Source organism: Escherichia sp. WS2035 (assembly GCF_046487065.1).
Lineage (GTDB): Bacteria > Pseudomonadota > Gammaproteobacteria > Enterobacterales > Enterobacteriaceae > Escherichia > Escherichia coli.
In genome coordinates this window covers 1-14,191 of sequence record NZ_JBJQKD010000008.1, presented here as the reverse complement: position 1 = coordinate 14,191, position 14,191 = coordinate 1, and the positions used below count along the sequence as shown (strand labels likewise).

Genomic DNA, 14,191 nt, shown 5'->3' with positions numbered 1-14,191 from the left:
TGCCGGATGAGTATTTCATCCGGCGTTTTTATTATTAAACCAGGAACAGTGAAATCGCCGGGATATATGTCACCAGCATTAGCATTAACAGTAGAGCCGCCAGTAGGGGCAGGGATTGTTTAAAGAAATTTCCCACCGAAACTTGCGTGATATTACATACCAGCAGCATCACGGTACCTACCGGTGGCGTGAATGCGCCAATCGACAGGTTGAAGATCATGATGATGCCAAAATGCACCGGATCGATGCCAAAGTGTTCGACCACCGGTTTTAATAGTGGTACCAGGATCAGCAAAATGGCGTTTCCTTCCAGAAACATCCCCAGCGTCAGTAGCAATATGTTGATAATCAACAGGAACATGTATTTGTTTTCGGTCAGCGAAGTCACAAAATTCGCCACTGCGACACCAGCATGTTCCATTGAGAAAATCCATCCCAATGCGGCGCTGGCCATGATTACCAGCATCACCGATGCGGTTGCGCGTGCCGTTTCGCCCAATGCTTTGACGACATGAGAAATCCGCATTTCACGATAGATAAAAAAGCCAATCGCCAGCACGATTAGCACCGCTACTGCACCTGCTTCTGTTGGGGTGAAAATGTTAGCGCGAATACCACCCACCACAGCAAAAATGAGGAACAGCGCAGGCCAGGCCTGTCCCAGCGAGAACACCACCTCTTTGCCCGTAGGCCAGCTTTCACGCGAGGGTTTAGCGTTAGTTTTGCGGGCGACAAGGTAGACGGTAAACATCAGTACGACTGCGCATAGCAAACCAGGTACCAGTCCGGCGATAAACATTTTTCCGATAGAGACGTCGGCAACCAGACCGTAAATAATCAGAGCTATTCCAGGCGGTATGATCGGGGTGACTAACGAGCCACCAGCGGTAATGGCGGCGGCAAACGCGCGATTGTAGCCTTTACGCTCCATCTCCGGCACCATCATGCGCGACAGCATCGCCGCGTCAGCAAGGTTAGAGGCGCTGACGCCGCCCATCATGGTGCTGACGAGAATGTTTGCCACGCCCAGTCCGCCGCGCATTTTCCCCACCAGAACGTTGGCAATGTGCAGGATGCGTTCGGCAATGCCGGTGTAGCTCATTAGTGTGCCTAGCAAGATAAAAAACGGAATTGCCAGCAATGATGGGCTTTGCGTTGGCGCGATTAGTCTTTGCACGGCAATTTCAATCGGTACGCTGGAGAAGAATAAAAAGTAAGCGATGATACCAATAAACATCGCCAGATAGACCCGAATGTTGAGAAACAAACAGACGATCATTAGCGGAATAATCAATAACCAACTCATTGCATTTTGTCTCCGCTATCGGATTGTTTTGTATCGTTTATTAACCAGTAGAGGGTATAAATAGCCGTTGCCAGTGCGCCGACAGGGACCGCCAGATCGATCCAGAACCATGAAACCTTCAGAATTTGTGTCACTTTAAACTGCGCCATTTCGGCTAGTCGGTAGCCCAGCCAGGCCATATAAAGCAGCAGTGCGATGGAGAGAACGGCGACCAGTACTGCAATAACACGCCTGAGTTTGCCTGGAAGCATCTCCATCAGGAAGGGAATGGTCAGGTGCGCCCTGTCACGTTCCGCCACCACTCCACCTAACATCACCACCCAAATCATCAGCATTCCCGACATTTCTTCTGTCCATTGAAGCGGTTGGCCGATGAAATAACGCATAAATACCGCTCCAATTGTCACCACAACCAGAACGAATAGCGCAAAGGCAGCACTAAATTCTGCCACTTTGCCAAAAAGACGCATGAAACCTCCTGTTAGTGCGTGTCCTGCCTAAGAGAGATGAGGCAGGACGCTGAGCATTAATGCTTATTGCAGTTGCTGTTGAATGGTTTCGTACAGACCTGGTGTCCATTCCGGGAATTGAGAGTAAACTTCGCGTGCTTTCTTCTGGAATGGTCCAGTATCGGGATAGATCACTTCGACGCCGGCTGCCTGCATGGTTTTCAACATTTCGGCATCACGCTCAAGAGTGAGTTTCTGGCTATAGACACCCGCTTCATAGCCGGTCTGGTGGATCATCTCCAGTTGTTCTGGTGAAAGGGGGCCAAAGAAGGCTTCACCACCTATCCACACTGAGGTATTTGTCAGGTAGTTAACCATTGTCAGATATCTTGCCTGCTCATACAGTTTTTGCCCTTGCAGCACTGAAATTGGGTTTTCTACGCCGTCGATAACGCCCTGGGTTAATGCGGGATAAACTTCGCCTAATGGCATGGGAGTTGGTGTTGCCCCCATCGCCTGAATGGCTTTTATTTGCATGACGTTATTAGGAACGCGAATTTTTAAACCTGCGAGATCGTCAACGGTGCGAATGGGTTTTTTCGAAATAATCTGTCGAGTGCCATAGAGATAATTATTCATTACCACATGAATTCCCTTTTTCTTCAGACTTTCATTTTTTTGTTTAAACCAGTCGCTTTCATATATTTTGAACAGTTTTTGCGGATCGTCAGTCAGATACGGTCCAAACAAAATCCCCAAATCGGGTTCATAATCGGCAAGAAAAGCCACATCACTCAAGGTTATGACATTCATGCCCATCATGGCTTGCTCGGTGACATCCTGTTTTGATCCCAATTGGGAGCTGGGATAGAGCGCAAGTGTTATTTCGCCATTACTTTTTTTATTTAATAGGTCTGCCCAGTAACGCATGACCACATCCAGGGGTTCTCCAGGGTTATTTTCATAGGCAACTTTTATTGAAATAGGTTTTGCCTGGATTATTGACGGTAAAAAAAGGGTACTGACAGTAATTAGCATCGCTATTATTTTGCTCATCTTTACTTACTCCATGCTAAGGAAATAAAACTCCAACATTGTTGTCGGGAGTGAAACCTTATGAAAAAGCAGTCATTACTGAAAAGTAGTCAGCGAATAGCAGAATGGCTGCAGATGTATCATAAATTCGTGCACCGGGTAATACTTTGCTGCTTTTAATCGGTTTTTAATGCATTTTTTGATTGTATATCTTAAAGTTATGTAATGCATGACGTTACAAGGAACACCCTCTGATGAGTTTAGTTACCGCTGATAAGATCTCTTATTCTGTTGATGATTTATTAAAAATAAAATCATTAATTTGGCTGCGGCCATTTTAAATTGTCAATACAGATAAAAACTAAGTGTTGACGCAGAATGGTGGTATCCATTAAATTTATTTAGTGCTGATTTAATACATTTGCTGAACGTATGATTCATGCTGATATTAAAAGAAAGCCGTCATTCACTAAATAACTTGTTCGGCAAGGAAATCAGAGAGTAACGGATGATTCGTTACAACGGGGAAAGGTAGTAAATATTCACATGGTGAATTTGTTATCAACTTGAAAACTCATTTTACTGGGTTCCTTCTGATCATGTGAGTGAACGCAGTGATTAATGATTAACGTTAAGTGCTAACCAGAGCGCTTTTTATGAAATTAAATTAATAATATCCATTATTTATGAATGAGGAAGCCTGTTTATTATATGGAAATACTTTTAACAATTTTAATTCTTACGTTGGTAGTATCATTAACCAGCGTGCTTACACGTCTGTCTCCTGTCCAGATACCACTTCCTTTAATCCAGATTGCCGCTGGCGCAGTACTGGCCCAGCCTATATTTGGTCTGCATGTGGAATTCAATCCTGAACTTTTTCTCTTATTGTTTATACCACCCCTGTTGTTTGCTGAAAGTTCAAAAATACAACCTAAAGAATTGATCAAGCACAGCCGGGAAATTATCAGCCTGGCACTTGTGTTGGTACTAATCACTATTTTTGGTGTCGGCTATGTGATTCATTTACTCTTACCGAATGTGCCGCTCATCGCTGCTTTCGCATTAGCCGCCGTGTTGTCGCCTACCGATGCCGTGGCGTTGCTGGGGATTGTCGGGAAAGGGCGTATCAGCAAAAACATCCAGGAAGTGCTCGAAGGCGAAGCGTTGATGAATGATGCTTCCGGCCTGGTGGCGTTGAAATTTGCTGTTGCAGTGACGATGGGAACGATGGAATTCAGCGTTCATGGCGCAACCATTGCGTTTTTTGTCGTTGCGTTGGGCGGTATTGCCGTGGGGATCGCTGTTACCTGGTTATATGGTAAAGGGCTGCTGTTGATCAGCCGATATGCTCACGATGAACCTTCCATTCAGATTGTATTGATGCTTCTGTTGCCGTTTATTGTTTATCTGGTTGCGGAACATTTTGGCTTATCGGGCATTCTTGCCGCTGTCGCCGCGGGGTTAACAACCAGTCGCATTGGCGTAGTCCACCACGCGCCTATTCGCCTGAGAATTAAAGCTAAAAGTAGCTGGTCGATGCTTGAATATGTCTTTAACGGCATGGTGTTTCTGATTTTAGGCTTAGAACTGCCGGGCATTATTTCGGAATCACTGATCCGTGCAGAAAACGATCCACTGGTGGACACCGGATCGCTGCTCCTTGATGTCATTTGGATCTACCTGGCGTTAATGGTTGTGCGCCTGGGCTGGCTTTGGCTGATGCGTCTGTATAGCCGTAAACGACCCGGCAAACATCCGATGCTGTTTGCTGGATATAAAACGCGTCATATGCTGCTGGCGACCTTTGCGGGGGTGCGCGGAGCTATCACGCTTGCGGGGGTGCTTTCTATCCCGTTATTGCTGCCGGATGGCACACCTTTTCCCGGGCGTTACTTGCTGGTATTTCTCGCTACAGGTGTGATCCTCTTTTCGCTGGTTTGCGGCATTATTATTCTGCCGTTATTACTAGGGAAAAATGTGGGGATTTTCAGCGATAACCGACAAAAAGAAGAGGAAGCTGCCGATCTGTTTATGGCTAAAATGGCCATACTGAGTGTGCAAAAGACCGAGCAACGTTTGCTGCGCGCCAGAACAGAAAACCTCGATAACGAGTTGATTATGGAAACGGGGGCCAGAGTTATCGGTTATATGCGACATAGTGAAGAGGATATGTCGCCTAATGATAATTCCCTGCATATGCAGCGTGCGAAGCTGGAAAGAACATTTAATCTGGCGGCGTTAAATGCCAAACGCGCGGCTATTTACCAGATGCGCGCAAGGCAAGAAGTCAGTGATGAAACACTGGCAAAAATAGTCAGTGAATTAGATGTGCTGGAAACGTTAATCATGGATAGCCGATAATTTTATCGCTGCCAGTAATAGGGAATTAAATGATGGCTGAGAGTAATACTTTCAGCATCGTTTATTCCCTATGTATTTCCTTATGGGCAGAACAATCGCCTGGATTAATACTGCATTAATACAACATAGTGATATAAACCAAGAATCAATGTTTTTAATCTGTACTTAATTTATCGGTGATGTTGCCTGATGGAACGAATCATTGATTGTTTGGCGGTATCCAGATGGTTTCGCAACGCCGTTATTGCATCTAAATCGCTACGGCAAATCAGGGCGCTGAGAATGGTCATATGTTCATCAACAGCAATGATATTGCGCTGTTTGAGATCGCTTTCATCCCATTGATAGTGAAAATGAAAGATCACCGATATAATTTCAAGTGATTGATTAAAAAAGATGTTGTCAGCAGCGGATAACAGCATGGCATGAAAATCACGGTCTAATTGAGAAAACATTCGAAAGTTGCTGCCAATGCTGTCGCGCAGCGTCCGGTGGCGTTCGAGCATGGTTTTTGCTTGCAGCCAGCGAGGGTCATCATCGGGAAGGTTGAGAAAGTGTTGCAGGGAATGTGTTTCGAGCATTTCGCGTAGCTCAAACAGCTGCTCGGCGTAGGATTGATCGAACTGCTTCATGCTCCATTGGCCGCGCTTTTCGCTTTGAATAAGATTATAACGACCGAATTTCAAAAGATATTCTCGTACCACTACCGGACTGACGCTTGCCGCTCGCGCCAGCTGAAGTTCGGAAAAGCTTTCTCCGGCGCGTAACTGGCGCAGGTTAATCATGGTGAAAAATGCCTGCTCGAAAAGACGGTTTTGCTCTTTCAGCGAGGCCGTGATGCAATCAAATCCATCGTTCTGTTCGGGTTTGCGGGCGATAACATAATTTTTCCCCACCAGGGTGAGCACGCCACATGCGCTTAAATGCTGGAGTATGTGGCGTACCGTAGTGCGACTGATGTTATACATTTCTGCCAGTCCGCTTTGTGAAGGCAGCGGAGAAGGAATATTGCCCCTCGCCATATCTTCAATCACCTGATTTATGACGCTATGACGTAAATTCTGCGAACGACTCATTCTTCCCTCCAGTCCGGCATTAAAAGCCGATTTAAAACATTTTTATGCGCGATCATCCGCATATTTTATGGGTAAATTCAGGCGCTCTTATAAATTCGACGATATCTGAAAGTCATAAAATAAAAGGAGCGGTGAATCATGTCCACAATGAAAGTATTAATTTGTCAGGAAATAAAGAATTTAGTATGGGAAGTCCGGGAAAGACCGGTGCCAGGCGATAATGAAGTATTAATTAAAATTAAAACTGTCGGGATTTGCGGTACAGATATTCATGCCTGGGCGGGTAATCAGCCATTTTTTAGTTATCCACGCGTTTTAGGCCATGAAATATGTGGGGAGATTATTGAATCAGGAAAAAACATTCACAATTTTAATATCGGACAGCAAGTTGCGGTAATTCCGTATATTTCTTGTCAGCAATGCCCGGCGTGTAAAAGCGGTCGTACCAATTGCTGTGAAAAAATTTCAGTCATTGGCGTGCATCAGGATGGCGGTTTTAGTGAGTATTTGAGCGTGCCGGTGGCGAACATTTTGCCCGCAGACGGTATTGACCCGCAGGCGGCAGCATTGATTGAACCTTTCGCTATTAGCGCTCATGCGGTGCGTCGCGCAGCCATTGCTCCCGGCGAGCAGGTGCTGGTGGTCGGGGCGGGGCCAATCGGTCTGGGCGCGGCGGCAATCGCTAAAGCCGATGGCGCGCAGGTGGTGGTGGCGGATACCAGTCCGGCGCGCCGTGAACATGTGGCAACGCGTCTGGAATTACCTGTTCTGGACCCGTCAGCCGAAGATTTTGACGCGCAGCTGCGGGCGCAGTTTGGTGGTTCGCTGGCGCAGAAAGTGATCGACGCGACAGGTAATCAACATGCGATGAATAACACCGTAAATCTGATTCGTCACGGTGGCACGGTGGTATTTGTCGGCCTGTTTAAAGGTGAGTTGCAGTTCTCCGATCCGGAATTCCATAAAAAAGAAACGACGATGATGGGCAGCCGCAACGCCACGCCGGAAGATTTCGCTAAAGTCGGTCTATTGATGGCGGAAGGGAAAATCACTGCCGACATGATGTTAACCCACCGCTATCCGTTCGCCACACTGGCAGAAACCTACGAGCGCGATGTGATTAACAATCGTGAGTTGATTAAGGGCGTAATTACTTTCTGATAAGGCGAGATTATTCAAGTTGCCATGTAGCGTCCAGGGAAGTGTTGGGCGCTGTTTTTTTGTTTCTTAATAATGTGTTGTAAGCCGGAGAAGGCGTGTAGGTCGCACCTTATGCGACCTACACATCAGTCAGGAATTACCCTTCACGTTCTACCACTTTAATTTCCACCATGCCGATCCCGAGCTTACGCGGTGAGTGTCCGAGGATATTCCCTTCGTTGGTTGAGACAGGTTCCGGCGGCACAATTACCAGTGTGTCGGCATCGGTTGGGTTATCGAAATGCAGTGTGGTGGTGGTCACTTCATTGCCCAGCACAAGGGTTTGTTCTTCATTGCCTATGCGTACCGGAATAGGACGGCTGGCGTTATTGCCGTATGCTTTGGCGGTAATCACAAGGTCAAATTTCTTCGGCAGCGGATGCTTGTACTCGATTTTTACTTCAGCGCCCAGCTGTGCGTTGGACCAGCGGCCCCACGACTCTGGACGAGAAATCCCGCTAAACTGTTTCACCTCTTCTGGCGCACCAGCGACGTTAAAGATGAAACTGTCGGCTTTGTAGCGAATATCGTTATCAACAATCTTTAGCGTATCGACATTGCCTTTGTAACGCGCCATGTCGATGACCGTATCTTTAAATGCCGTTTTGCCCTTCCATATTGCTTTGTCAACATGCTGAACAATTTGCTGACCGCCAAGCTGCCCTTGCGAGACACACCAGTCGGTGGAGAGTGCCAGTTCCGGAGCCCAGAGTTGTGCCATCTTGTAGCAACGGTCAACCCAGACGAAATTGTCGCGTGGAGCGAAATCTGCCAGCTGGAAACGCAGCGGTGCTGAGTATTCGCTTTCCGGCAGCGGTTCCACGCGTTTGTCTGAAACCCGCAACAGCAGCGGCAAACGGAAATGGCTACCTGAGAAGGCAATCATGTTTTTCTGCTGGTCGATGGTGAACTCTTTCATCTCTTTAGGGAATTTCCACAGGCGGATGATATCCGGCTTCCACGCCAATGTTTTCTCTTTGATATTGAGGAAGATTTCCGACATCGACTGCCCGGATAAACTGCTACGGCCAAGTCCGAGATAGTTATCGCCACCGAGAATGTCCAGCACCGTCGCGCCGTTATCCATCGTATTACGCTTCACTGCCAGCGTCTCTTGCTGCGGCTTGTCGCCACGGATGACAAAAAACAGGTTATTGCGATCCTGCTTATTAAGGTATTTCCACGCCGTATTGTTCATCGCTAAATGGTCAGAAGAGACGACGATGACGGTATCTTTAAACCACGGTGACGCTTTGATTTTGTTGATAAACGTCGCGATATTCTCCTGGCTGCAACTTACCGCGCTGAATGACTGATTCGGCTTACCGTCAAAATCATATTTTTTGCGGTTACAGGTGCGCGAGATAAAACCATCCGGGTGATGGGTATCGACTGTCAGGGTAAACAGTGAGAATCGCTGACCTGAGCGGGAAAGCTCTTCAAATTTTTTCCACGCTTCATCGAGAACGGTATCGTCGTAGAATCCCCAGTCGTTGCGATAGTGCGGGTCGGCCACCACGCTTTTCAGCTCTTCTGAGCCGTATAAGTGGTCGAAGCCGTGCGATTTCAGGAACACATCTTTACCGGCAAAACGCAGATTCGCGCCCTGCACGAAATAGTTCTGATAACCCGAGTTTTTCAGAATATCGCCCAGACAGATGTTCTGCGGGAAGAAGCTGGAAACAGAAGCGGAGGCGTTGCCTTCAAATGGGGCAAACAGCGGTATGCCGCACTGAGAAGCCACCATGCCCGCAATCGTGTAATCCGTTCCCGGCAACTGCTGCGTGTGGCTGAAATCCAGGCCTTCATTTTTCAACGCGCCCAGTTCAGGCGTGAGATCCGGGAAAGCCTCGTTATCAAAATAGGTCCGCTCGAGACTTTCGCCGTAGATATAAACCAGGTTGAGTTTCGGGTCAGGGATAGTTCTCGACGGCTCTTTATAATAAGCCGCAAAGTCCGGGTCGCCGTCGCGTGACTGGGATTTCACCAGTTCCGTTATCTGACGAAATGCCGGGCTGGCATCCACTGAACCCAGCGCCAGTAAGAGTGCCAGCAGGCTGTAACCAAAATGGTGCGGATGATGACGACGACGGCGCAGGATCCAGCCCAGCGCAACGAACACCGCCGTCAGCCCCAGCACAATGCCGATACCAGGCAGGATGTATTTGCTGACACCAGCACCGGTCAGGCTGTTGGTTAAGGTATAGAGAACCGCGTCGTTAATACCATCGCCAGTAAAATAGTCGCTGGCAAACAGGGTGATATTTAAAACGACAAATAGCCCCAGCACCGTTAACGTGGCTGCAAACCACCAGGTGTTACGTCCCGCTTTCCATGCGTAAATCAGCACAGAGGCGAGAAAAAGGGCGAAAGAGAGTAGTTCTGACAACGGGCGATCCTCACTAAACCGGGCCGTTTAGCCAACGTTTAAGCTTTTTGAGAAGCACAATGTAATGGCGTCGCCATATTGCTGCAATTCTAGTGTCAAAAAAATGCGATGTTGTTAGGAATTAGTTTATAAACAGACTTTTTTGATCGCGATCGCTTCCCGTGTAACAGGGGTAAAACCGTCCAGGAGCAGGGAAAAGGGCAGGAGAGAGCCGCGTCAGCCGGGTAACAGCTAAAACGCGGCGTTTCGCGGTTCAGGAAATGAAGTTCAGCCCCTGCTTTAACACCAGATCGCAGGCTTTGGTTTTCACCTTTTCTGCCAGCGGAGTCGTTCCAATATTATCCAGATTGAGTTGCTGACCATCTTTGGTTTTCAGCAAACCCTGAATGCCATCCAGATAGTTGGTGTCTTCTTTTTGCTCTTCACTGTTCAGGCCCAGTTTTTCCAGTACCTGATTCTTGATGTTTTCGGCATCGGTTACCGAAGCCAGCTTTTGCTTCGCGCAGTATTGCAGAATGCCTGCGGCGTTGTTCATGTTATCTGCGCTTAAGGCCTGGTTCCCGCTGCTAAGCAAGTTAGTTAATGACGCGAGCGACCAACCGCCTTCCTGTGTCGTGTTGTTTTGGTTGCCAAGTTCGCTGGCGGCGCTGGAGAGCGCATCTTTCCAGGACGCAGCATGCACCCCGGTGGAAATTAATGCGCTGGCGGCAATGGCACAGCACAGAAGATGTTTAATAGTTTTCATCATCATTACTCAAGGTTGAATTGTGTCGCAGTATACCGCCAGAAACGGGGATTAATACTCTTTACCTGTTACACGGCTACGGTAGCTATCCCAGTTGAAGATCACCCACAAACTGTTACCCAGGCGCATACGGTCCATCACGCGTTCGCCCAGCAACTTGGTCATCTCTTCCATATTACTGTTGGTCAGCATCCCGGTTGGGCGTTTGGAAGAAGAGCGGCGATCGACGATCTGGTTGATGATCACTTTTTCGTATTTCGATTCGGTCTGCACGCCAATCTCATCGATCACCAGCAGATCAACGTTACTCAGATCGTTAAGCAGTTGTTCTTCGCTGGTACCGCTATTCCTGAAGGTATCTTTCATCGCCGACATAATATCGGCCACGGTGATGATCAATACGGATTTACCGCGTAGCAGCAGCTCGTTGCAGATTGCCGCCGCCAGATGGTTTTTGCCGGTTCCTGGCTTACCAGAAAAGATGAAGCTGGCGATGTTGCCGTCAAACTCTTCGACATACTGGCGCGCTTTGCTTAACGCATTCATTTGCCCTTCACACTCAACGCGATAGTTCTCAAAGGAGCAGTTCTGATGCAGTGGACGAATACCGGAGCGGTTAAAGGTGCGCTGCATTTTCATCGCCCGATTTTCACGTTCGAGAGCGGCGGAGCGGATCGCCCCTTGTTCTTTCTGCCAGGCCAGTAGTTCTTCACCCGTTTTGAAAGCAGGTTTGATATGGGCAGGCATCATTTTTTGCAGGCGTTGCATCAGGTCGCCAACGTTTTTCATCGTTACCCTCTGAATCCTGGTGGAATTTGGCTGTCAGGTTCACTGACCGTATTCACATCTCGTTTCGGCAGTCCGCCGTTGCTGGCACGACCGATTTGCAGGCTGCGCGCCAGTTTTTGTTGCCACTGCACATGGTGAAAGACTTTGCCTTCCGCCTGCCAGTAGGCAATGAATGACGCCAGTTCTTCGGCGGTCACCGGCTCTCTTAGTGCCACGCCCCATAGCGCCGCCAGGCGGATAAAGTCGGCATCGGGTTGCCAGTCCGGATACATGGCAAATTTCCCCATGGGTACGGCAACGGGAGCGGTTTGCGGTTCCTGATAGAGTTGATCGTCCAGGGCCACGTCACTTCCCGGACGCGCCAGCTTTTCTTCCAGCGCCAGCAGTTCAGCCAGGCGTGCAGGAGTGATGGCATAAAACGCCGGGGCATTGTTAGCAAATACGGCAACCACACCGCCTTCAGCTTTTGCCAGAACGGTTTGGTGATCGTGTACCAGGGCGTCAATACCAACGACGTCCGGGGTCAAAACTCTGGAAGACATACTGTTTCTCAAATATGGAACGATGAACGAGAAGGGAGATAACTTTTATAGTAACACACGGAGGAGAGGAGGCTGTCTCTCATCCGCGTGCTTTAAGTGAGGCAATTTTATACGCGAGGGCGCTTGCGGTACAACCATAATCCAGGAATGGAAAGACCGATGGATAACGCACCAACAATCGATGAAGCTGTAAGAAAGTTGGTTAACAGGGTAATCATCAACGGTTCGCTGTAACCTAGCTGGCTGATTTTTACCGCCGAAATCATTGCGGTATAAGCTGATATGCCAGGGAACATAGGGATAACAGCCGCCACGGTAAACACTTTCGGATGCGCCAGATACCAGCGCGACCATTGAATACCAATGGTGCCGACCAGCATAGAGGCCATAAAGGTTGACCATTCAATATTCAGCCCGCTGGTCATTAAGATCATTCGGGAACCATGACCTATCGCACCAAGCAGCGCACACCAGCGTAACGCTCGAACGGGAACGTTGAACACCATCGCAAAGCCGACCGCAGGAATGGCGGCGAGGATCATATCCTGCGCCAACGCTAACAGAAATTCGATCACACCCATCCGCGTAGCCCCCAAATCGTCAGTGCCATTACTACGCCGACACAGGTAGCCAGTGTCAGCAGACTGGCGATTGCCCAGCGTGCCAGTCCGGTATTGATGTGGCCTTTAAACATATCGGCGACAGCATTTATCAACGGAAAGCCCGGCACCAGCAGCAGAACGCTGGCGGCCATCGCAATGGTGGGGGTATTGCTGAAAGTGGGAAGTTGCAAAAGCAATCCGGAAATGGTGGTGGCGGCGAAAGCGGTGAGGCAAAAGTTGATCTGTGGATGAAGATGACGTTGTGCCAGTAGCTGGCGGATATACATCGCGGCCGTACTGGCCAGGAAGGTGATGACGGCACCATCCCAGCCACCTTTATTGAGTTTACAGAAACAGGCGCAGGAAAGGCCAACCATTAAGGCTACCAGCCATCTTGGGTAACGTAATGGCTGAATTTGGCTAAATCGTTTCTCTACGCCTTTGTAATCCAGCAGATGATGCTCCGCCAGAATTACAATGTGCTGGACTTCAGTCACCACATGCATATTAATGCCGCGATCGTGATTTTTACGTGTCGATGTCAGGCATTGCCCATCTTTAATGGTTGTCAGCACTATGGCGTTCGAAGAGATAGAACTTTCGACGCTGTCCATTCCCAACGCCCGACCCAGTCGTGAGGAAAGCTCATCAACCAACGCGCTTTCCGCACCATGTTGCAAAAGAAATAATCCACACTGGATACAAAGCCGTGTTACGGCTCGCTGTTGCTCAGTTTGCATAACTCGCCCTTTGTCATAGACGTGCTGCGTATTGTTCAGATAATGAGAATCCATTTGTATCATGAAGCACGGTTGTTTTGCGGTAGGTTAAGATCAAAATTGCGCTGATTAATCCTGGTTATCGGGAGATGCTCGGTGATAAAAAGCGAATTATCTCTCGCCGTAAACAAACTATCGCATGAATATTATCACTATAATGAATTTGTTATTTGGCCTTTACGAGTCAGGATAATAGATAGCTGGGCGCGTTTTTTAATGTTAACAAGTTAAAACCATCAGATTTTATTGAATAAATATTGATTGTGTGATTCCCGCACTCTGCGGGAAGAGATATCATTTAATTATAAATTAAATGAATGAGATTTCTGTTTTTCATTAAGTATTTCTAACAACTTAATGTAGATATTTTAAATGTCTCCAGGCTATTTCACCAGGTTATCATTTGATGCTAACCTTCTGACACATGCAGTGGAGTTGTTGTGCAGCAGGAGTATGCTGATATGAAAGTGAATGCTAAGGATAATTTATTCGCTTAATCTATTAATTTGCTGGAAATATTTAAGGAATGAATACCTTGAATAAGCCATCATGATTTTTAGACAGTGGATGTGGAGGAAATATGTTGCCAGGATGCTGCAAAAATGGAATTGTTATCAGTAAAATACCTGTTATGCAAGCAGGGTTAAAAGAGGTCATGAGGACTCACTTCCCTGAATATGAAATAATATCCAGCGCCTCTGCGGAGGACCTTACCTTATTACAATTACGTCGTTCCGGATTAGTCATTGCTGATTTAGCCAGTGAAAGTGAAGAGCCACGTTCTGTTTGTGAGCATTATTACTCGCTGAATTTACAATCCAAGTGCAACAAAAAAAGAAGTACTCATCAACTAGAATATAATTTTGTTTCCACACAAAAACCATTTCCAAATGATGAGTACTTCCTACCGACATC

Annotated in this window: 12 protein-coding genes and 1 pseudogene; 3 read left to right on the top strand and 10 right to left on the bottom strand. The window is 47.6% G+C overall.

Annotated elements, in window-relative coordinates:
- Positions 1–34: 34 nt before the first annotated feature.
- The 3 genes from ACJHX4_RS14450 to ACJHX4_RS14440 all read right to left on the bottom strand — a co-directional run bounded on the left by ACJHX4_RS14450 (position 35) and on the right by ACJHX4_RS14440 (position 2,811).
- A complete protein-coding gene (locus ACJHX4_RS14450; protein WP_000118642.1) occupies positions 35–1,306 on the bottom strand; it encodes a TRAP transporter large permease in 1,272 nt (423 codons plus the stop codon).
- Entirely contained in the window at positions 1,303–1,776 is a 474-nt protein-coding gene (locus ACJHX4_RS14445) for a TRAP transporter small permease (protein ID WP_001531302.1), read from the bottom strand. Before ACJHX4_RS14445 ends, ACJHX4_RS14450 begins: the two co-directional genes overlap by 4 nt.
- A 63-nt stretch (positions 1,777–1,839) precedes the next feature.
- Positions 1,840–2,811, bottom strand: a complete 972-nt coding sequence (locus ACJHX4_RS14440; protein ID WP_001531303.1) for a C4-dicarboxylate TRAP transporter substrate-binding protein — start codon at positions 2,809–2,811, stop codon at positions 1,840–1,842.
- A gap of 690 nt (positions 2,812–3,501) precedes the next feature.
- Here ACJHX4_RS14440 and ACJHX4_RS14435 point away from each other — a divergent pair.
- Positions 3,502–5,154 (top strand): Na+/H+ antiporter, encoded by a 1,653-nt coding sequence (locus tag ACJHX4_RS14435; RefSeq protein ID WP_001531304.1) that lies wholly within the window; start codon positions 3,502–3,504, stop codon positions 5,152–5,154.
- Between the two features lie 170 nt (positions 5,155–5,324).
- On the opposite strand, the gene ACJHX4_RS14430 is transcribed toward ACJHX4_RS14435, so the two are convergent.
- Positions 5,325–6,230, bottom strand: a complete 906-nt coding sequence (locus tag ACJHX4_RS14430; protein ID WP_000091596.1) for a GntR family transcriptional regulator — start codon at positions 6,228–6,230, stop codon at positions 5,325–5,327.
- Positions 6,231–6,368: 138 nt separating this feature from the next.
- On the opposite strand from ACJHX4_RS14430, the gene ACJHX4_RS14425 reads away from it, so the two are divergent.
- Positions 6,369–7,391 (top strand): zinc-binding alcohol dehydrogenase family protein, encoded by a 1,023-nt coding sequence (locus tag ACJHX4_RS14425; protein WP_001531305.1) that lies wholly within the window; start codon positions 6,369–6,371, stop codon positions 7,389–7,391.
- Between the two features lie 136 nt (positions 7,392–7,527).
- On the opposite strand, the gene opgB is transcribed toward ACJHX4_RS14425, so the two are convergent.
- From opgB to ACJHX4_RS14395, 6 genes are all read right to left on the bottom strand, one after another.
- Positions 7,528–9,819 carry a phosphatidylglycerol--membrane-oligosaccharide glycerophosphotransferase gene (gene opgB / locus ACJHX4_RS14420; protein WP_001531306.1) on the bottom strand — a complete coding sequence of 764 codons (2,292 nt, stop codon included), beginning with the start codon at positions 9,817–9,819 and terminating at the stop codon, positions 7,528–7,530.
- A 253-nt stretch (positions 9,820–10,072) separates the two neighbouring features.
- Complete coding sequence (gene yjjA, locus ACJHX4_RS14415; protein ID WP_001385190.1) at positions 10,073–10,567, bottom strand: DUF2501 domain-containing protein YjjA; 495 nt, start codon at positions 10,565–10,567, stop codon at positions 10,073–10,075.
- Between the two features lie 48 nt (positions 10,568–10,615).
- Complete coding sequence (gene dnaC, locus ACJHX4_RS14410; RefSeq protein WP_000799911.1) at positions 10,616–11,353, bottom strand: DNA replication protein DnaC; 738 nt, start codon at positions 11,351–11,353, stop codon at positions 10,616–10,618.
- Between the two features lie 2 nt (positions 11,354–11,355).
- The gene (dnaT, locus tag ACJHX4_RS14405) at positions 11,356–11,895 is read right to left on the bottom strand and encodes a primosomal protein DnaT (protein ID WP_001298056.1); all 540 of its coding nucleotides are present in this window, start codon (positions 11,893–11,895) and stop codon (positions 11,356–11,358) included.
- Between the two features lie 107 nt (positions 11,896–12,002).
- Positions 12,003–12,476 carry a threonine/serine exporter gene (locus ACJHX4_RS14400; protein WP_000538188.1) on the bottom strand — a complete coding sequence of 158 codons (474 nt, stop codon included), beginning with the start codon at positions 12,474–12,476 and terminating at the stop codon, positions 12,003–12,005.
- A complete protein-coding gene (locus ACJHX4_RS14395; RefSeq protein WP_001314410.1) occupies positions 12,467–13,237 on the bottom strand; it encodes a threonine/serine exporter ThrE family protein in 771 nt (256 codons plus the stop codon). Before ACJHX4_RS14395 ends, ACJHX4_RS14400 begins: the two co-directional genes overlap by 10 nt.
- Before the next feature lie 619 nt (positions 13,238–13,856).
- Between ACJHX4_RS14395 and ACJHX4_RS14390 the strand changes: the two are divergent.
- A pseudogene (locus tag ACJHX4_RS14390) lies at positions 13,857–14,191 on the top strand (hypothetical protein); the annotation flags it as partial.

Excerpts from the sequence above, each read along its gene's own strand:
- ACJHX4_RS14450 (WP_000118642.1), bottom strand. The coding sequence starts at position 1,306 with ATGAGTTGGTTATTGATTATTCCGCTAATGATCGTCTGTTTGTTTCTC.
- ACJHX4_RS14445 (WP_001531302.1), bottom strand. The coding sequence starts at position 1,776 with ATGCGTCTTTTTGGCAAAGTGGCAGAATTTAGTGCTGCCTTTGCGCTA.
- ACJHX4_RS14440 (WP_001531303.1), bottom strand. The coding sequence starts at position 2,811 with ATGAGCAAAATAATAGCGATGCTAATTACTGTCAGTACCCTTTTTTTA.
- ACJHX4_RS14435 (WP_001531304.1), top strand. The coding sequence starts at position 3,502 with ATGGAAATACTTTTAACAATTTTAATTCTTACGTTGGTAGTATCATTA.
- ACJHX4_RS14430 (WP_000091596.1), bottom strand. The coding sequence starts at position 6,230 with ATGAGTCGTTCGCAGAATTTACGTCATAGCGTCATAAATCAGGTGATT.
- ACJHX4_RS14425 (WP_001531305.1), top strand. The coding sequence starts at position 6,369 with ATGTCCACAATGAAAGTATTAATTTGTCAGGAAATAAAGAATTTAGTA.
- yjjA (WP_001385190.1), bottom strand. The coding sequence starts at position 10,567 with ATGATGAAAACTATTAAACATCTTCTGTGCTGTGCCATTGCCGCCAGC.
- dnaC (WP_000799911.1), bottom strand. The coding sequence starts at position 11,353 with ATGAAAAACGTTGGCGACCTGATGCAACGCCTGCAAAAAATGATGCCT.
- dnaT (WP_001298056.1), bottom strand. The coding sequence starts at position 11,895 with ATGTCTTCCAGAGTTTTGACCCCGGACGTCGTTGGTATTGACGCCCTG.
- ACJHX4_RS14400 (WP_000538188.1), bottom strand. The coding sequence starts at position 12,476 with ATGGGTGTGATCGAATTTCTGTTAGCGTTGGCGCAGGATATGATCCTC.
- ACJHX4_RS14395 (WP_001314410.1), bottom strand. The coding sequence starts at position 13,237 with ATGCAAACTGAGCAACAGCGAGCCGTAACACGGCTTTGTATCCAGTGT.